We start from the raw sequence: 18,715 nt of genomic DNA on the forward strand, positions 1-18,715 counted from the left end.
AAAAAAATCGCTCGATTCCCGAGTTGAAATTCATATTTTACTACCAATTATTAAAAATTGAACATTTTGTGAAAAATATTTGACGAATTTGTGACAATGTTGAATAATATATAGTAGGAGGATGAGGAAAAATGAAAACGAATATGCTTGAGGCTGTTAAGTATTTTGGGGGAACAGTGCTTATTGCAGGTATCATTATTTTTTGTCTTGGATTTTTCGCAAGCGGTTCCAGCGTTTTAACACCAATAGGAATCGGTACAGTCATGGGGGCTATTTTCGTCTTTTTGATGGGATTATTTTTAATTGCGTCTGAAGAGGTATTGTTAAAAGCACAAGGGGTAAAACATAAATAAGAAACAATCTATTATGTATAAGCTTAGCCACACATATGGCTAAGCTTTTTATATTTCAGAAAAAAGTTGGGGCCTCATTGGACCTTCACAACGTATGTCTTCGCTAAGATATCATATAAAGACTGTTTCTTTTTTGTGAAAATACATGTCAAAACATATGCAAACATAAGTGCATAGATGAGTCCACCAATTAACATGTGAGTAACTACTACTTCACCTTCGATGTTAACCAAACGATAAACAAGAAAATGCGACAATTCCCAAGGTGTAAATTTTATGATTGTCCGAAACACCATTTGTAGTAATGACGGAGTATCTCCACCTTTTCCGATTACCTTTATTCCTAATTTCTTCTTACCAAATGACTGTCCAACTACTTTTGAATCGGAAATGATGAAATAAAGGAAAACAGGCAAAGTCACCATTAGAAAGCCTGAGAACTGTGCAACAATTACTGATCCCTTTAAGAATTCTTGCAAACCTGGAAATAGAAATACAGAAATTACAAAGAGAATAACTAAGTATACAAGAATCAATAGATAATCAATCACGAAAGCTTTGAATCTCAATCGAAATGAAGAATACATTTGCACTCCCCCTTCATGATTTATATTAAAACATGAAACTGAATATCTCTAAAAAAAGGGCTGTCCAAAAATCACTGAAAAATGACTTTTGAGGACAGCCCTCATTTTTTGTTTTTTTGGTTTACTAAAAAATCTGGTGTTAATTTCCTCTGCAGGTACTCGCTTTCTTACCTGTAGTCAAGTGTTTTTCTTACCTGTAGTCAAGTGTTTTTTTAAAATTGTTTTTCTGTCATAAATAATTTAAATAGTTTAAAGCTGCCGACAGGCCGTTACTCTCCGTTCCGGCGCTCCGCTTTCCGCGGGCATGGCTTGAGCCTCCTCAGGAGCGAAAGGACTGCTCCCTGCGGGGTCTCAAGGCTCATGCTATTCCCGCAGGAGTCGAGCGCCTGCACTACTAGGACCAGGTTTGGATAAAATAAAAATGTGTATACCAAATAGACCTAGCGAATATTTGTTTTTTTCACAAGGTCTTATGTGATATAGTGGAGCTATCCTGTTACGAAGCTTTGGCTGATTCGTAATCATACAGGACATCATGTTGAATAAGGTGAAATGCGACTTTCAAGAACTTATTCACACATGCAATCATCGCAACCTTATGGGGCTTACTCTGGGGTTGCTTTTTTAATTGGTCGTAATAATCCACAATCGTATTTTTAGTTTTTGTCCTTAATGAGATCATTGACATCACCATGAAATAAAGGATCTGCCTCAACCTTCGGTTTCCACGTTTATTTATCCGATCCTGGTACTGAAGTTTACCTGATTGGAACCGTTGGATATCAATCCCTACGTATGCATTGACCTGTTTGTGATTTTTAAAGCGGCGGATGTCGCCTAACTCGCCAATTATTCTAACTGCTGTAGATTCCCCAATTCCAGGAAATGACACGAGAACTTGAAAATCAACACGATCTTTCGATAGATCCACCATCTGTCTAATAATATCCTTTTTCTGATCCACCAGTTCCAAAATGCGTTTGGCATAGTGTCGTAGATGTTGGCAGCGTACGTCTTCCGGCCGAATTGCTGAATAGGAATTTTCTGCAGCGTTGATTAGTAATGCCGCTTTTTCCTCCGCTTTTTGATTAGATATATTCTTACGGGTTGCTTGTTTGATTTGGTTACGTAAATCCTCTTTTGAAAGCATATGTAAGCATGCAGGATGGGGATAAAGCTGAATGATATTTAAAAACAGGACTGAGCTCTTTGTAAATACCTTTTCAAGTAGCGGAAAGCTTAGTTGTAGGAAAGAGTGTAGCCTGTTATAGTGATGCCTTATCTCCTTTTCTATATCTTCATAGTAGCGTCCCAGTGCACGCATTTGTTCAAAGTATTCTTCTTGTACGTATGTTTCCTGCCGGTCCAATCTGAAATGGGATTTAGCCAATTCATGTGCATCACTAATATCTGTTTTATGTCGGCGCATGGCTGCCATCTGAAGCTTAGCCTCCAAAGGGTTCAAGCGAATATAGGGATATTGGTGTACCTGCAGGAAGTTCTCAAGCCCTTTAGAATAGACACCCGTAGCCTCAAAGACAATGTCAGGTACTTTGCCGTCCTGTTCCCTAAGTGATTCAATACGTCCTTTTAATGATTGGAATCCAGATATCGTGTGTTCTAATTCCCCTTCATATTGACAGCGTTGATAGCAGTCGTATATTACTATTGTACTTTTTCCCATACTTACGTCAAAAGCAATTACATGTTTCATAATTCTTCCCCCTGTTTACATCACATAGAAGTTCTTCACAGTGCCTCATCGATTCCACTTTCTTATACACGATCTCGAAGATCCAACATACTAAACTGATTCTAATAAGGGTGTGAAGCGTGTCGGTTTCCTTATACGGATTCTTAGATCCCAGCGAGTACACGACTTCACTTCACTTCTACTAAAAAAATAGTAGCACAAACCGTGGCCTTGGTCTGTACTACTAATGTTAGTATGTTTCCGCGGGCGGTCCGGGAGCCTCCTCGTCGCAAGCTCCTGCGGGGTCTCCCCTGGCCACGCTTTTCCCGCAGGAGTCTCGTACCTTCCGCTACAATCAACAAGGTTACAAAATTTAATAGTATTGACTCGTAACTTTTAAAAAAACTCACAAAAAAATCATCCTTTTTAGTAAAATGAAGTTTTAGGTGATCGTAATAGTTATTCTAAAACGGACAAAGATGCCACCTTCATGCGTATGAAAGAAGATCATATGAAAAATGGCCAACTTAAGCCAGGATACAACGTATAAGTAGGAACAGAAAACCAGTTTATTCTATACTATACAATACATCAACGCTCAACAGACACTCGGTGCTTGCATTAGCCCACAATATATTGAAAGTAGCAGGCATACGCCAGCTACTTTCAGAGAAAAATCGAAAAAAACAAAAAGGCAAGGGAGAAAAACGCTCGTTTTTCTCCCTTGCCTTATTTTTTAGAACTTATCGGACAGCCCCCAAATTTATGCCATATCCCAAATTAATAGGAATAGTGTACCAAGGACTGTAATGATTCCGATAAAAATCATAAAATAAACATTTGCATAAATAGCCCATTTATCCTTCGTTTCACCAGCATGCATGAAGACAATTAATTGCAACAATGCTTGCACGAATGCTGTAACAAGAAGTATAGTCATGCCTACTGCAAAAGATAGATCAAAGAAGTATACTCCAAGAGCAACTGCAGTAAGAAGCATTGAAAAGACGAACCCCATTACTTGTTTTGCTGGAAAAAGTTCTCTCATATTACATCATTCCTTTCAGATAAATGAAGCTGAAGATGAAAATCCAGACAACATCTAGGAAGTGCCAATACAATGAAAAGATGAACGATTTACCAGCAGTTTCTGCAGTTAAGCCTCTTTTTCTAACTTGAAGAAGAATCATAACTCCCCAAAATAGTCCGAATGTAACGTGGATACCATGAGTTCCTAAAGTTGTTAACAACATTGCTGTAAATGCACTTGTCTGTAAACCAGCACCAACATGAACATAGTGAACAAACTCATAGATTTCAACACCGAGGAAGGCTAAACCTAGAACTAGTGTAATGACGAAAAAGCTCATCATTGCCTTCACTTTACCGATACGCATTGCATGGACCGCGAGACCGATTGTAAAACTACTCGTTAAAAGCAAAATTGTTTCGATTAAAACTGGAGTAATCTCAAAAATCTCAGCACCTGACGGACCGCTACCAACACGGTTCTCAAGTGTAAAATACGATGTAAACAAGGTTGCGAAAAGCATGATTTCTGCACCTAAGAAAATCCAGAAACCAAATATATTTAAATCATTTTGGTGCGTACTATATTCAAGAGGTTGCGAATGTCCTAATTTCATAGTTTAGCACCTCCAAGTTTTTCTTCTGTTTCTTTAATTTTTTCAACTGGAATGTAATATCCAGGATCCTTTTCAAATGAACGGTATGCCATACAAATAAAGATTCCAATTGTTGAAATAATCAACAGTGTCCACATTGCAAATACAAAGGAGAAGCCCCATACAAAGAAAATACTACTCATGATAAATGGAAGCCCACTTTTGTTAGGCATATGAATTTTTTCGATTTCACCTGGGAAGAGCTTATGCTTTTTCTTCTTGTCATCCCAGAATGGTTCGCTTGAGTTCACACTTGGTGTATGTGCGAAGTTGTACTCAGGTACAGGTGTATGTGTTGCCCATTCTAGTGTACGTGCATCCCATGGGTCACTACTGATATCTCTAGATGCGTAACGAATGCTGTGGTAGATGTTATATACAATCAGAACAAATCCAATAGCCATAATACCCGCACCGATGAACGAAATCATGTTCAATGGACCAAAACCAGTGCTTTCAGAATAAGTGTACATACGACGAGCTTGACCGTCTAATCCAGATAGATACATTGGGAAGAATGCTAAGACAAATCCGATAGAAAGTGCCCAGAACGTCCATTTACCAATACGTTCATTTAGCATAAATCCAAACATTTTTGGCCAGTAATAAGTGAGTGCAGCAAGCATCGCAAATACTACACCAGGAATAATTGTGTTATGGAAGTGTGCCACTAGGAACATTGTATTGTGGTACTGGTAATCCGCTGCTGACATTGCAAGCATTACCCCTGTTACCCCACCAATTGTGAATAATGGGATAAATCCAATTGAGTAAAGCATTGGGACTGTCATACGGATTTTACCTTTCCATAAAGTAAACAACCAGTTAAAGATCTTCACACCTGTTGGTACAGCAATCATCATTGTTGTAATTGAGAAGAAGCTATTAGCTGCAGCCCCTTGTCCCATTGTAAAGAAATGGTGTGCCCAAACGAGACATGAAAGAACTGAAATAATGACCATTGAACCAACCATTGATTTATAGCCATATAGGTTTCTTCCTGCAAAGGTTGAAATAATTTCACTGTAAATACCGAAAGCTGGAAGGATTAAGATATATACCTCTGGATGTCCCCAAACCCAGAATAGGTTTGCCCAAAGCATATCCATTCCACCGTTTGTACTTGCAAAGAAATGTGTTCCAAAAAGTCTATCCATTGTTCCCATTGCTAAAGCAACTGTTAAAACTGGGAAAACTGTTACAATAATTAAGTTGGCAATCAGAGTTGACCAAGTGAACATTGGCATTTTCATCAAAGTCATGCCAGGTGCTCTCATTTTCAAAATCGTCGTGATCATATTGACCCCAGTCATCAACGTACCCAGACCAGAGATCTGTAATGCGATCATATAGTAGTTCGTTCCTACTGATGTACTGAAATCATTCCCTGCAAGTGGGAAATATGAAGTCCATCCTGCATCAGGCGACCCCCCAATTACAAAGGAGATATTAAATAGCATAGCCCCCATAAAGAATAGCCAGAAGCTTATCGCATTTAAGCGTGGGAATGCTACGTCACGCGCTCCGATTTGCAGAGGTACAACGTAGTTCATAAAACCAATGATAAATGGCATCGCCATGAACATGATCATGATAACACCATGTGTTGTAAATATTTCATTATAGTGCTGTGCATCTAATAGCTTTGCTTCTGGTGTAGCTAGCTGTGCACGTAACATAACTGCATCCACTCCACCACGGAACAGCATGATTAAGGCGGAGATTAAATACATGATACCAATTCGTTTATGGTCAACGGTTGTTAACCACTCGCGCCATAGATAACCCCATTTTTTAAAATAGGTTAAACCAGCGACTATTCCAATTACGGTAAGTCCAATTGCAACCATCGCTGCATAGATAGCAGGACTAGGATGTGGTATAGCAAAACGTTCAAAGAATTCCATCCGTTTGTTACTCCTTTCAAATGTAGTTGATGTTTAAAAAGTGCGGTGAATATGACGCGTCGAATTTCTGCGTTGGCTTGCTTCTTTAGATCCTCACGTATTAACTGCATACGTTCTGGTACTCAAAGCTGTACCGCCTTGAAATTTCGACGCACAGGAAGTGCTCGTCTCGACAAGACATGAGGACGTGGCGTTCTTGTCGGAGCCGTCCTCTTCATCCTCCTTTTTAAACTCCTATATGAAGTGATATTTCAATGTCAATTAAGGAATTAATGATTATTGTGTTCTGAGTGAGCATTGTGCTCACTGTGCTCTTCCTCATGACCTTCTTCTGATTCACCTGAACCATGGTCATGAGTTGGCGGTGGCGCGAATCCAAGGTGAGTTCCAGTAAACGTCATTTGTCCAAGGTGGCCAGGCTCTAAAAGCTCTTTAAATTTATCTTCTGTAAGAGGTTTTGCTGTTTCTTTAACCTCTTCTACCCATTCTTCAAAATCCTTTGGAGATACGGCGTTAACGCTAAAACTGTTTTCCGCGAATCCTTTACCACTGAAGTTTGCGTTACGTCCCATTAATTCCCCTTGCTCTTCAGCAGCGAGATGTAACGTCGTAATCATGTCAGCCATAGCATATTTTTGCCCGCCTAGCTGCGGAATCCAAAAGCTTGTGATTGGTCCGTATGAATAAAGTCTAAATTCAAGTGGTCGGTCAGTTGGAATGTATAAATAATTGACTGTTTCAATATCTTCTTCAGGGTAGCTAAAATGCCATTTCCAATCAGAAGATGACGCATAAATGACCAATGGCTCTTGGTTTTCATAACCTTGTGGAGTTGACTCAACAATATAGTTACTTTGAACCGATACAAATGAAAGGTAACCAACAATTAGGACTGGAATCCCGATACAGATCGCTTCGACCCAAGGGTTTCCTTCAATATGTGGTGGCTCATAATCCTCCGGTAATTTAGATGCTCGATACTTAACAAGCATGTACGTTAGCAATACGAAAACGACAATAACTACAAATGCCATGATTCCAATTGAAAGCAGGATATCTTGAGCTTGCCTCTCAGCTTGTGGGCCTTTAGGGTCTAGCACCAATAATGGTTCACAACCTGCTAGCACTGTGGCAATAGTAATAACCATCGATAAGAAAAACCATTTGATTTTCATTTAAGTACTCCTTTCCCAATGGATGCTTCATTCACAAGTATGTGATTGTGAAGAATTTGTGTACAACTTCACAAAGTTGTCAAAAATTTTTAGCTACCTGTTTTTCCGTAATATCGTGAAATAACGAGTAGCTAATTTGTAACAAGAGAATTCTTATACATAATCACTGTGTAAATGATGATAACATCAAAAAAAGAAAAAAGTTGTTACAGAATAAAGAAGGAATTATTTGTAAAAAGTTGTTTATCCTAACACATCTCTCTAAAACCTTGATGTGATGCATATCACAGGCATTTTTGTGAATTTGAACATTTTGTTACAGTCTCATATTTCGAAAATAATGGGTTTGATTTAATGGAATTGAGGTGAAATATCCATACTATCAGTAAAAGGAACTTGAAAGGTGGTGAGGGCATTGAAAATTCTTTGGGCTTTAATGCTTTTCTTTTCGGTACAACAAATTCCCCCTCAGGACAATCATCTCTATATTACCTATAAGGGAGAGCCTATTGCGACAGTTAATCGTGCGGATTATGTAATTCCAATACTCGGTATTCCTGCAATTAACACGAAAAAATTCACAGATTTCCTTGATTATTTAAGTGAGCAACTTTATGAAGAGCCAAGGGATGCAAAAATAGGGCAATCTGGTGAAATTATAAAAGAGATTGTTGGCGTAAAATTAAATGAAGAGAAATTTACGAAATTATTCTATTCGAAGTTTTTTGGAAAAGATAACTACCTTGAAGTGCCAATAGTAAGATTGTATCCACGAGTGGACAGTGAACTTTTATCAACCATACGAGCAAAAAAGATCGGGCAATATGTCACTTATTTCAATTCCTCCAATAAGGAGCGCTCCACCAATATTGCTTTGTCAGCTGCTGCCATTGATGGGTATGTTTTGTTTCAAAATGAAACCTTTTCTTTTAATAAGGTGGTGGGAAAACGCACTGCTGAGAGAGGTTACCAACCTGCACCAGAAATTATCAAAGGAGAATTAATTGAAGGAATCGGAGGGGGGATTTGCCAAACATCTTCCACCCTGTTTAATGCGGTCGATCAAGCAGGTGTTCAAATCGTTAATCGCTATTCACATAGCAAACGTGTCGGTTATGTACCTCCAGGACGTGATGCAACTGTTAGCTGGTATGGTCCTGATTTTAAATTTAAAAATACATACAACCAGCCGATTTTGATACGAGCGAAAGTTCATTATGGTACCATCGCTGTATCGGTCTACTCTTCAGAGGGTATCAACTATACGCCTCGAAAAATTATACCCAAAGTAAAAGCACAGTAAATTTATTGGGATGATGCTAGGAGCTTGTTTTAGAAAGTGAACAGGTTGAGTTCTGACACACCAACATTCAGCCTATAAAATTGACGACTTTAAAAGAGGCTGCAAACCTTGTGGTCTCTTTTTTAGCTAGGAGTTTATCGAGGTCTATCAGGTTTTAGCATATATTCTGCCAAGCTATTCATAGTGCTTGTTCACTTTCTTGAGCTCCACGCCATTTAACTCTTCGACGAGAAAATCATCTGCACCGCCGTAAATAGAATAAAAATGCTTACCAAACCAATTACCCGCTCTCCTTTTATAAAACTAATTCATTTGAAAGCGTACCATTACCCTAAGTATAGCTACCTAAGATAATATTTAGTAATTAACAAGCTCCTCTAGATCTATTTCAAAGCATTCTCTTTAACTAATTGTATGCCTCTTACTTCAAACCTCGTGCTGTTTACATTACCATTTAACTCTGTATTCCTAACGTAATGCATATAATATGCATTACATTTTCTAACATTATCACCTTTTTTAGTGATTTGCTTTCTGTTTAAGCTTTTCAAGTTGTTTGATGATAATCATTCTTTGTCCCTTCATTTCGATAAGACCTTGGTTTTGTAATGTCGAAAGCCTTCGACTCAATGTTTCTTGTGAAGTCCCTAAATAGGAAGCGAGGTCTCCTTTGCGAACTGGTAATTGAATGATCATCTTATCCACAACTTGGTTCTCGATTAGCTCAATTAAATAACTGGCCACACGCTTTTCCACATCTTGTGAATTTAGTTTTTCAATTAATGATTCGGTCTCATGGAGTCTTCTTGTAAATTCCTCCAAAATTTTTATCGAAATAGTCGGATAGCTTAAGAGTAATTGATGAATATCCTGCTGATGGATCGTACAAATCTCCGTATGTTCCATCGCCTCTGCAAAACTTGATGTCACTGACTTCGAGAATAATGAAAGCTCCCCAATAAAGTCACCTTCATCAACAAAACGAATGATTTGTTCCTTTCCATTTTCAGTAATTCGGTACATTTTGACCAACCCTTTATGAACAATAAAAAGATGTTCGGAAAGCTCATCTGAATAAAATAAAAGCTCTCCTTTTTTGAGTTTTTTTCGTACAGCGACCTTTGATATTTCAAGCATCTCAATGTCTGTTAGATGATTGAAAATCGGCACCCTTGAAATACAGAAGTTTTCCAAACTATTTTCATGAATACTAGAATGACAGGACATTCAAATACTCTCCTTTATGTGCAATTCCTTCACTACCCTCATTGCCCATGGTGGCTACCGGTACTTATCATTTTTTTAATCGGTTTTCAGGACTCTTGACTCATGATTTAAACATACCAGATTGGAAAGGAAATTGTCTTCGTCAATAAACATAATCTAAACAATTGTCATAATTCCTGTTGAAAAATATATATTTTTGGTAAAAACTGAAATTCAGAGTCGCATTTTAATAGACTACTAGATTATTTATGTCTTAATTGTTAGTGGTGAACATAATAAAAACTGACGTGGGTTAAAATTATAGAGAGTATCATGTTAATAGAAGGTCGTTCTTCTTTTTGGACTCTATTTTTTAAGATTATCTATGCATACCAGAATTGCGATCGATTTGAACTCTATTGGTTTGAAAATGCTAAAGGAGCGTCGGATTCACGCTCTATTTTGGACTCTACTTCACTACATACACTGTTCTCTGTCAGTATCAACGACGATTTCGGACTCTGCTTTACTTCAAACACCGATCTCTGTCGGAATCAACGATGGTTTTGGACTCTACTTCTCTACAAACTACCATCTGTGTCGAAATCAACACTAAGGGTTATCGAAATCAATGGTTCTATCCCCAAAAATAAAGAGGAGGTGTCCCTCCCCTAGTTTTGACGCGTGTTTTTCGAATAACCGTCACGTGAACGATATTGCTGTGGAGCCCTTGCAGGATAACGCAATGGGAAACTAAACATATGCACAAGCTTTGTGAATGGAATCGATGCAAATAAAAGAAACGACAAAATTACATGAAGCTTAAACAGACTTGGAACTCCGAGCATCAATTCAGGTTGTGGATGTAATGTGAATAGACTGCGAAACCACGGACCGATAGACAGCCGGTATTCATATGCTGTTACTGTTGTGTTGTAGACAATCGTCATATATGTACCCAAACCAGCTACTAGGAGTAGTAGAATAATTGTAAAATAACTCCCTAATGACGTTTGGACATTGACACGTTCGATAATAAACTTCCGAATCAAAAATAAAACCAAACCCAAAACAACCATTAGCCCTGCAAAACCACCACCCACTATTGCAAATAAGTGATAGGTGTGGTCGTCAACCCCAATAGCATTGTAAAACTCTATAGGTATCAACATCCCCATGACATGGCCGAAAAAGGCAAAAATAATCCCATAGTGAAAAGTAACGGATGCATACTTTAACCATTTCTTTTCAAAGATTTCCGTTGATGGTGCGGTCCAGCTCTTTCCGCGAAACACAAAACGATATAATAGCCCTACAACAAGGATCGCAATGCATATATAAGGATAGGCTGTCCACCAAAAATATAATTCCATCTAATACCCCCCTTTCAAAATGTGAAGATCAATATCCATTTATCCACATAAGAACATTTGTTTTCCACAACCTGTGGATCCTTTTGTGGATAGTGTTGAGAGAAACGTCATTTTCTTTTTCCACACTATCCACGTTATCCACAGAAAGGCATCTGTTTTTTCCACATTATCCACAATATCCACAAAGTTATGAACATTTCCTCGTTTCGCCTAGTTAAGTTGCCACTTAAAAACAGCAGCATCAATTACCTGATGAAAGGTTCTGTCCACATCTCACTTCACAGAACTACTATCAGCAGAAAGCTTACTAAAAAGATTTCACTTATTGATAAAACATCGGATATGGAAGTTCTTCTAAATCGGCTTCCTCGCGTTGATTCTCAAGTAATGTGATCTCTTCAGCCTCTGGTGCTTCAAAAACAAACATCATTAGCAAGTCCACAATCCTCTTGTAAGGATTTGAATCCATTAAGTTCTTATGAATTCGAGCAACTGCAAATGCTAAGCGACGATATAATCGTTCGAAATTTTCACCTTCTTGTGCATGAGCTAATAGCTCAAACAGCATCGGGATGTAATCCACAATTTCGTTTCCGTGGTATTCAAATCCACCTTCTACGATTAATTTTTGCAACTTAATTAAAGCTGCACCACGTTTTCGACTATCGCCCAATTCATGAGCGGTTAAGTATAAACCTGTTTTATCCTTATAATCAAACGTCTCGACATACAGTTCTTGTAACTCAAGGATTGGCATCTTAAAAAGCGGAGTTATTCTTTCTAAAATTTCATTTCTCATTTTCACAGAGCCAATCTCAGCATTCACAAAATCCTCAAGATCCCGATACCCTTTGAGTAGGGTATTATCCGGATAATCGAGAATACGCGACATGATCATTAATAGAGCTTTTGCTTCATTGGTCATTGATTCCCACTTCTTTCAAATGGATATGTCACCATTCCTTCAGGAGGTGCTAAATCTTCAATACTACATGCTCCTTGCTTGTAATGGAGATCTTCATCCATTTCTCGACGACCTGTTGGAATCACGAAGCGCTCATTATATTTTGCAACTCCCAATAATCGCTGCATGTCTTCAAGCTCTTCAGTTGATGTTCTCGCTTCATTTATGAGTTTGCTCATCGACTCCTCATCAATACCTCCAACTGTTTTTGCACGCATATGAACTCTCATCGCGGCCATCTTGAGTAGTACTCGACGAATGACTTCCGTATCATCCGCAGATAAAATGGATGCTAGGTATTCCATTGGAATTCTCATATCATCTACAGCTGGAATGTATCCATTCGCACTTAAAGACTCCTCATTTGTAATATGGTTCATAATTGGGCTAAGCGGCGGTACATACCACACCATTGGTAGCGTTCTGTATTCAGGGTGCAATGGTAAAGCAATTTTCCACTTCATTGCCATTTTATAAACTGGTGACTCCTGTGCACTCCTAATCCAGCTAGGATTAATTCCTTGCTCTTGTGCTTTTTCAATTACTTCTGGATCAAATGGATCTAAAAAGACTGAAAGCTGAGCTTCATACAAATCTTTAGGGTCTTCTACTGATGCCGCTTCCTTCACACGGTCGGCATCATAGAGTACAACACCGATGTATCGGATACGACCTACACACGTTTCAGAACAAATCGTTGGTAATCCTGCCTCTGTACGTGGATAACAGAAGTTACATTTTTCTGCTTTATGTGTGTTCCAGTTGTAATACACTTTGTGATACGGACAACCATTCATGCAAAAGCGCCAGCCACGACACGCATCTTGGTCAACTAAGACGATTCCATCTTCATCTCGTTTATAAAGAGCTCCTGATGGGCAGGATGCGACACAAGAAGGGTTTAAGCAATGCTCACATATTCGTGGTAGATACATCATGAAGGTTTTTTCATATTCCATTGCAATATGCTCTTGCAATTTTTGAACGTTAGGGTCCATTGGGACGACCTCACTACCACCTGCAAGGTCATCATCCCAGTTCGGTCCCCATTCTGGCTTATCGATATATTTACCTGTAATCATAGACTTTGGTCTTGCAACAGGGATGTTCTCCCCTTTTTTCGCTTGGTGCAAATGCTGATAATCATAAGTCCATGGCTCATAAAAGTCATCAAGCTCTGCCATATTTGGATTGTAAAAAATGTTTGCAAGTTTGGAAATTGGACCACCAGCTCGTAGATGTAGTTTTCCATTTCTCAATGTCCAACCACCCTTAAAGCGATCTGTGTTTTCCCATTCTTTCGGGTACCCTGGTCCTGGTCGTGTTTCAACGTTGTTGTACCAGACGTATTCCATACCAGGTCGATTCGTCCATACATTCTTACATGTGACAGAACAAGTATGACAGCCTATACACTTGTCTAAGTGCATCACCATCGCCACTTGTGCCTTAATTCTCAAGCCAGTCGACCTCCTTTAATGGGCGAACAATCGCAAGCGTATCTCTCTGGCTACCTGTTGGTCCATAGTAATTGAATCCATAGCTTAGCTGTGAATAACCACCAATCATATGCGTTGCCTTTGGATAAATTCTTGTCACGCTGTTATGTGTTCCACCGCGGTTTTTGTTGATTGTGTTACCTGGCACTCCCATAACCCGATCTTGTGCATGATGCATGTATACCGCTCCACGCGGCATTCTGTATGTGACGACCGCTCTAGCTACAACCGCACCATTTCGATTGTATAATTCAATCCAATCATTATCTTTAATGCCTATTTCTGCAGCATCCTCTTCGTTTAACCACACAACTTGCCAACCTCTAAAAAGCTGTACCATATGGTTGGTATCTGTGAACATCGTGTGGATACCCCATTTTTGGTGAGGGGTCATATACCGAAGAGTGATAGACTTTCCGCTATTCTCAACCTCTTTTTCCCCCTTAATAAAAGGCCCTTTATTAATAGGTGGAATATATAATGGAAGACCCTCCCCAAAATCGAGTATTACCTCATGATCTAAGTAAAAACTTTGGCGACCTGTCAGTGTATGCCAAGGAATGTGGTACTCTTTGTTTACTGTGAAAGGCGAATACCTGCGACCATCACTTTCCAACCCGCTCCAAACAGGTGTTGAAAGAGTTTGTCTAGGCTGAATGGTTAATGCATCTAAAGTAAAATCCTCTTCCTCACGTTCCTTTGCAATATGTTCAAGTTTCTTCCCTGTCTTCTGTTCCATCGATTTCCAACCTTCAACTGCACGCTTACCATTGGTAGCTCCCGACATAAGGAGAATCGCATTAATAGCTTGAACATCTGAATAGAGGGACGGAAAGCCTTTTCCAATCCCTTCATGCTTGGATGGACCGAGGCGATCTAATAACGATTGGTACACTTTATCCCCAGGAATTTTTACACCTTTCGTACCATAGCCATTTTTTATATTTGGCCCCACAGTTATCCACATGTCATACACATTTGGATAATCACGCTTTACGAAATTAAAGTTTGGCATGGTTTTACCTGGTATACCTTCAATTTCTCCCTTTCGCCAATCCTTTACTTTTCCAAATGGTTGAGCAATTTCATTTATCGTGTCATGGGCAAGAGGTGAAATCACGAGATCTTCTTGAGCTGGCAAATGATCCTTTGCAAGCTCAGAGAAAGCCTTCGCAATTTCTCTAAATGCATCCCAGTCACTTCTTGTATCCCAAGGCGGACTAATAGCGGCATTAAATGGGTGAACAAATGGATGTAAGTCCGTTGTGCTAATGTCCTGTTTTTCATACCAAGTAGCTGCAGGCAAGATGATGTCAGAGAATAAACCTGAACTTGTCATCCGAAAATCCATACTGATAAAAAGATCTGTCTTACCTTCAGGTGGTTTTTCTGTAATTTTTACATCCTTAGGCTGCCATGATTGTTCAGGGTCTGATAAAACGGTATCTTTAGAACCAATTAAATGTTTAACAAAATACTCGTGACCTTTTCCGCTATCTCCTAGTAAATTAGAACGCCAATTAAAGAAGACTCTTGGAAAATTTCGTGGGTCATTTGGATTTTCAATTGCAAAATCTAGTTTTCCATCGACTAACTGCTTTGCAATATAGTCGGTTACAGCTTTGTCATCACTATTTTTTTCACGTGCATCCTTCATTACATCGAGTGTATTTTGTGACAATGACGGGAAGCTAGGTAACCACCCTAAACGCGCGGACATAGCGTTAAAGTCGGCTGGATGCATCGTTGAATATTGACTACCCCAGTCCGTTTCTCGATCATCAAAATCATATTCATAGCGGAATTGTTCTGTAGCAAAATAGAAAAACGATGTTCCGTTCATCAACTTTGGAGATTTTACCCAGTCGTTTGCAAACGCAATTTGCTGAAACCCTTCTAATGGACGGACTTTTTCCTGTCCAACATAGTGAGCCCATCCACCCCCATTGACCCCTTGCGAGCCAGTAAGGAGGACCAGGTTTAAAATGGAACGGTAGATTTGGTCGCTATGGAACCAGTGATTTGTTCCACCACCCATTGCAATCATTGATTTACCCTGGGTTAACGCTGCATTTTCAGCAAATTCTCGGGCAACTTGGATAACATGCTCCTTTTTAACACCCGTAATACTTTCTTGCCATGCTGGAGTGTATGGTCTTGTTGCATCATGATAGTCAGTCGGGTAATCACCTTTAAGCCCACGGCTTATTCCAGTATGAGCAAGCATTAAATCGTAAACGGTTGTCACCATCATTTCATTACCTGATTGATCTTTCATTCGCTTGATCGGGACACCACGTACAATTTTCCCGCCTTCTTTTTCGGCGAAATACGGGAATTCAACCAGTACAACATCATCGCTATCCTTTACAAAACTTAGCTTTGGATTAATGCTAGTTCCGTCTTCAGTCGTCATATCCAAATTCCACTTTGTGCTGCTATCCCATCTGAATCCTTGGCTTCCATTAGGCACAGCAATTTGATTTGTATTTTCATCCCAAACCACCGTCTTCCAGTCCCCTAATTCATGCTGGTCAGAAAAATCAGAAGCACGAAGGAATCGGTCTGAACGGTAGTTCTCACCTTTTTTATTCAACGTAATGAGGAACGGTAAATCTGTGTATTGTTTCGCATAATCTCTAAAATAAGGTGTCTCTTTATCTACATAAAATTCTTTTAAAATAACATGGGTCATTGCCATTGCAAGTGCACCATCTGTACCCGCTTTAGCAGGCAACCAAATATCAGCGAACTTATCATATTCCGCATAATCGGGACTTACGCCAACTACTTTTGTTCCGTTATAACGCGCCTCAACCATAAAGTGCGCGTCTGGAGTTCTTGTCTGAGGGATATTCGTGCCCCAAATAATAAAATATTTAGTATTGTACCAATCCCCACTCTCTGGAACATCAGTCTGGTCACCCCAGACTTGCGGAGACGCTGGTGGTAAATCTGCATACCAATCATAAAAGCTAAGAATGGTCCCACCAATAAGGGATAAAAATCTTGTTCCTCCCGAATAGCTGACCATTGACATGGCAGGAATTGGACTGAATCCAACAACCCGGTCTGGTCCATATTTTTTAATCGTATAAATGGTTGATGCTGCAATAATCTGACAGACATCTTTCCAGGTTCCTCTCACAAACCCACCTCTACCTCGTGCTGAAACATAGGCATTTCGTTTTTCAGGGTTTGTCACAATATTCTCCCATGCTTGAACAGGGTTATCCGCCAGAGCAACCTCTTCCTTCCATAAAGAGAGAAGGTCACCTCGTACGTATGGATATTTCACTCGGGTAGGACTGTATGTATACCATGAAAAACTAGCACCACGTGGACAACCACGGGGCTCGTAATCTGGGAAGTTATCCCCTGTTGACGGGTAATCTGTTTGCTGAGTTTCATAGGCAATGATTCCGTCCTTTACATGAATCTTCCAGCTACAAGAACCCGTACAGTTCACCCCATGTGTGGAGCGGACAATCTTATCGTGGGCCCAGCGTTGGCGGTAGATTGATTCCCAGTCACGTGGGCGTGGATTTTCTTCTGTCCAACCATCGTTTATACGCTCTCCACGCACTAAATGCTTTAGCGAGTGGAAGAGACTATTCTGCTTTGCCAATGTCTCCATCCCTTCCCTTTAGGATATTAGCCAATGGGTTAAAGTCCTCACCCACTAACCTGAAACTTTGTGTACCTGCCTGAAATTCTTCGACAAAGACATTCCAGCTCGAAGCATTTGCTGCTGCAAGAATAAGACGTTGAATGGTGCTCAGGTCATCAATCTCATAGATTTCTTCAATCATTTTCCCTGGAACATCACCAAATCTCATCCTCAACACAGCAATCAAATCCTCACGATCTTCTACCAACATTGAGTCATTCTCCATCCAAAACAACAAACCAACTCCTTTTTTAAGAGAAATCCAAATCGCCCTAATTCCAGCTGAAGACAGGTGTGTCCTTGTCTAACACTAAAATACTTGCCGTCCGAGCAGAGACAAAAAGCATAAGACAGGCCGGCCTTCCGAAGAGATTGGCTTTTGACCTTGCGCCAATCGCGCTTGGAACTAGACACCCAAAACAAAGTACTCATTTTTATAGTTTAATCATCTTGTAGTAGTCAGAAATGAGTTGATTCTTGCATTTTTCAGCTGTTTCTTTAAAGAACGTTTCAATCTCTGCATCTGGATTCTTTGCTTGTTCAAAACTTACAAAGGTTGTGACGGATTGGGAAAATGATTGAGAGAATCGCAATGTTAACTCATAGCCATTCTCCTGTTTCACTACAGTTGCATAAATATCATAGGAATGAATATTATGCGCTAAAAAAGTTTCGACCATCTTTTGATAGAGGGCAGGAGCCACGAACCGTAACAGTTTTTCCTCAATTGCATCTTTTTTACCCATTTTCATCCCCTTTCCTCAGTTTCCTAATTTTTCATTTTATTGTTCGTTATTGGCTAGTAATTTATTCATTTCATCCTCATTATGAATTTCATCAATAATAATTAAGCTATCTAAAAGAGGAATCAATCGATGATCAGCCACTTCTGTCTCCAAGCTTTTCTTGATTGTTGCAACAATACGCCGCATTAAATCATGGTCACGTGTTAATTGATTCACCATTTTTTCGAGCTTTGGATTTTTTTCTATCATTTCCTTATATAAACCTTCTTCTTCTGAATCTGCATGTTTCAAAGTACGTGACTCCCAATGGTCAATTGCAACTTCTGCAACTTGCAAGGCTTTTTCCTTATCACCTTCTTCAATACATTTTCGAAATATATTTCGAAGCTCCTTCGCTTCATGTAGGGCGGCCTCATGTATCGCAGAATGAGCATCCACTTTTCGTAAACTTGGTCCTGTTGACATCACTATCATCCTTTCTTCATTTACAATTATTACTTCCTTCATAATCCTTTCCATCTACGATTTCATTAAACTCCTATAAACATAATTTC

At 39.4% G+C, this 18,715-nt stretch carries 16 protein-coding genes and 1 pseudogene; 3 read left to right on the forward strand and 14 right to left on the reverse strand.

Features of this window, described 5'->3' with window-relative positions:
- Window positions 1–131: 131 nt before the first annotated feature.
- Window positions 132–353, forward strand: a complete 222-nt coding sequence (locus ACWPVE_RS06265; RefSeq protein WP_453991726.1) for a hypothetical protein — start codon at window positions 132–134, stop codon at window positions 351–353.
- A 74-nt stretch (window positions 354–427) separates the two neighbouring features.
- On the opposite strand, the gene ACWPVE_RS06270 is transcribed toward ACWPVE_RS06265, so the two are convergent.
- Together ACWPVE_RS06270 and ACWPVE_RS06275 are read right to left on the reverse strand one after the other, a co-directional pair.
- Window positions 428–940, reverse strand: a complete 513-nt coding sequence (locus ACWPVE_RS06270) for an RDD family protein (RefSeq protein WP_453991728.1) — start codon at window positions 938–940, stop codon at window positions 428–430.
- A gap of 496 nt (window positions 941–1,436) precedes the next feature.
- Window positions 1,437–2,654 (reverse strand): IS110 family RNA-guided transposase, encoded by a 1,218-nt coding sequence (locus ACWPVE_RS06275; RefSeq protein ID WP_324301027.1) that lies wholly within the window; start codon window positions 2,652–2,654, stop codon window positions 1,437–1,439.
- Window positions 2,655–3,069: 415 nt separating this feature from the next.
- Between ACWPVE_RS06275 and ACWPVE_RS06280 the strand changes: the two are divergent.
- Window positions 3,070–3,252: pseudogene (locus ACWPVE_RS06280) on the forward strand (IS1182 family transposase); the annotation flags it as partial.
- Between the two features lie 144 nt (window positions 3,253–3,396).
- Here the strand turns inward: ACWPVE_RS06280 and qoxD are convergent.
- The 4 genes from qoxD to qoxA all read right to left on the reverse strand — a co-directional run bounded on the left by qoxD (window position 3,397) and on the right by qoxA (window position 7,400).
- On the reverse strand, window positions 3,397–3,681 hold the full coding sequence (qoxD, locus tag ACWPVE_RS06285; RefSeq protein ID WP_453991730.1) for a cytochrome aa3 quinol oxidase subunit IV: 285 nt from the start codon (window positions 3,679–3,681) through the stop codon (window positions 3,397–3,399).
- 1 nt (window position 3,682) lies between these two features.
- Window positions 3,683–4,279: a cytochrome aa3 quinol oxidase subunit III gene (gene qoxC, locus ACWPVE_RS06290; RefSeq protein ID WP_453991732.1), complete on the reverse strand. Its 597-nt coding sequence runs from the start codon at window positions 4,277–4,279 to the stop codon at window positions 3,683–3,685.
- Window positions 4,276–6,225 carry a cytochrome aa3 quinol oxidase subunit I gene (qoxB, locus tag ACWPVE_RS06295; protein WP_453991734.1) on the reverse strand — a complete coding sequence of 650 codons (1,950 nt, stop codon included), beginning with the start codon at window positions 6,223–6,225 and terminating at the stop codon, window positions 4,276–4,278. Before qoxB ends, qoxC begins: the two co-directional genes overlap by 4 nt.
- A gap of 269 nt (window positions 6,226–6,494) precedes the next feature.
- Entirely contained in the window at window positions 6,495–7,400 is a 906-nt protein-coding gene (gene qoxA, locus ACWPVE_RS06300) for a cytochrome aa3 quinol oxidase subunit II (RefSeq protein ID WP_453991736.1), read from the reverse strand.
- A gap of 415 nt (window positions 7,401–7,815) precedes the next feature.
- Between qoxA and ACWPVE_RS06305 the strand changes: the two genes are divergently transcribed.
- Entirely contained in the window at window positions 7,816–8,703 is an 888-nt protein-coding gene (locus tag ACWPVE_RS06305; RefSeq protein ID WP_453991738.1) for a VanW family protein, read from the forward strand.
- A gap of 519 nt (window positions 8,704–9,222) precedes the next feature.
- On the opposite strand, the gene ACWPVE_RS06310 is transcribed toward ACWPVE_RS06305, so the two are convergent.
- The 8 genes from ACWPVE_RS06310 to ACWPVE_RS06345 form a co-directional block, all read right to left on the reverse strand.
- Window positions 9,223–9,930 carry a Crp/Fnr family transcriptional regulator gene (locus ACWPVE_RS06310; protein WP_453991740.1) on the reverse strand — a complete coding sequence of 236 codons (708 nt, stop codon included), beginning with the start codon at window positions 9,928–9,930 and terminating at the stop codon, window positions 9,223–9,225.
- A gap of 650 nt (window positions 9,931–10,580) precedes the next feature.
- A complete protein-coding gene (narI, locus tag ACWPVE_RS06315; RefSeq protein WP_453991743.1) occupies window positions 10,581–11,282 on the reverse strand; it encodes a respiratory nitrate reductase subunit gamma in 702 nt (233 codons plus the stop codon).
- 322 nt (window positions 11,283–11,604) lie between these two features.
- Entirely contained in the window at window positions 11,605–12,207 is a 603-nt protein-coding gene (gene narJ / locus ACWPVE_RS06320) for a nitrate reductase molybdenum cofactor assembly chaperone (RefSeq protein WP_453991745.1), read from the reverse strand.
- Window positions 12,204–13,706 (reverse strand): nitrate reductase subunit beta, encoded by a 1,503-nt coding sequence (gene narH / locus ACWPVE_RS06325; protein WP_453991747.1) that lies wholly within the window; start codon window positions 13,704–13,706, stop codon window positions 12,204–12,206. Before narH ends, narJ begins: the two co-directional genes overlap by 4 nt.
- Window positions 13,696–17,373 (reverse strand): nitrate reductase subunit alpha, encoded by a 3,678-nt coding sequence (locus tag ACWPVE_RS06330; protein WP_453991749.1) that lies wholly within the window; start codon window positions 17,371–17,373, stop codon window positions 13,696–13,698. Before ACWPVE_RS06330 ends, narH begins: the two co-directional genes overlap by 11 nt.
- The gene (locus ACWPVE_RS06335) at window positions 17,357–17,626 is read right to left on the reverse strand and encodes a hypothetical protein (RefSeq protein ID WP_453991751.1); all 270 of its coding nucleotides are present in this window, start codon (window positions 17,624–17,626) and stop codon (window positions 17,357–17,359) included. Before ACWPVE_RS06335 ends, ACWPVE_RS06330 begins: the two co-directional genes overlap by 17 nt.
- 223 nt (window positions 17,627–17,849) lie before the next feature.
- Window positions 17,850–18,161, reverse strand: a complete 312-nt coding sequence (locus ACWPVE_RS06340; protein ID WP_453991753.1) for a hypothetical protein — start codon at window positions 18,159–18,161, stop codon at window positions 17,850–17,852.
- Window positions 18,162–18,197: 36 nt separating this feature from the next.
- Window positions 18,198–18,668, reverse strand: coding sequence for a hemerythrin domain-containing protein (locus tag ACWPVE_RS06345; RefSeq protein WP_453991755.1), 471 nt, complete (start codon window positions 18,666–18,668; stop codon window positions 18,198–18,200).
- Window positions 18,669–18,715: the final 47 nt, after the last annotated feature.

The organism is Bacillus nitroreducens (assembly GCF_964021195.1).

Excerpts from the sequence above, each read along its gene's own strand:
- qoxB (WP_453991734.1), bottom strand. The coding sequence starts at position 6,225 with ATGGAATTCTTTGAACGTTTTGCTATACCACATCCTAGTCCTGCTATC.
- ACWPVE_RS06335 (WP_453991751.1), bottom strand. The coding sequence starts at position 17,626 with ATGTTGGTAGAAGATCGTGAGGATTTGATTGCTGTGTTGAGGATGAGA.
- narI (WP_453991743.1), bottom strand. The coding sequence starts at position 11,282 with ATGGAATTATATTTTTGGTGGACAGCCTATCCTTATATATGCATTGCG.
- qoxA (WP_453991736.1), bottom strand. The coding sequence starts at position 7,400 with ATGAAAATCAAATGGTTTTTCTTATCGATGGTTATTACTATTGCCACA.
- ACWPVE_RS06345 (WP_453991755.1), bottom strand. The coding sequence starts at position 18,668 with ATGAAGGAAGTAATAATTGTAAATGAAGAAAGGATGATAGTGATGTCA.
- narJ (WP_453991745.1), bottom strand. The coding sequence starts at position 12,207 with ATGACCAATGAAGCAAAAGCTCTATTAATGATCATGTCGCGTATTCTC.
- ACWPVE_RS06275 (WP_324301027.1), bottom strand. The coding sequence starts at position 2,654 with ATGAAACATGTAATTGCTTTTGACGTAAGTATGGGAAAAAGTACAATA.
- ACWPVE_RS06265 (WP_453991726.1), top strand. The coding sequence starts at position 132 with ATGAAAACGAATATGCTTGAGGCTGTTAAGTATTTTGGGGGAACAGTG.
- ACWPVE_RS06340 (WP_453991753.1), bottom strand. The coding sequence starts at position 18,161 with ATGGGTAAAAAAGATGCAATTGAGGAAAAACTGTTACGGTTCGTGGCT.
- ACWPVE_RS06310 (WP_453991740.1), bottom strand. The coding sequence starts at position 9,930 with ATGTCCTGTCATTCTAGTATTCATGAAAATAGTTTGGAAAACTTCTGT.
- ACWPVE_RS06270 (WP_453991728.1), bottom strand. The coding sequence starts at position 940 with ATGTATTCTTCATTTCGATTGAGATTCAAAGCTTTCGTGATTGATTAT.
- qoxD (WP_453991730.1), bottom strand. The coding sequence starts at position 3,681 with ATGAGAGAACTTTTTCCAGCAAAACAAGTAATGGGGTTCGTCTTTTCA.
- qoxC (WP_453991732.1), bottom strand. The coding sequence starts at position 4,279 with ATGAAATTAGGACATTCGCAACCTCTTGAATATAGTACGCACCAAAAT.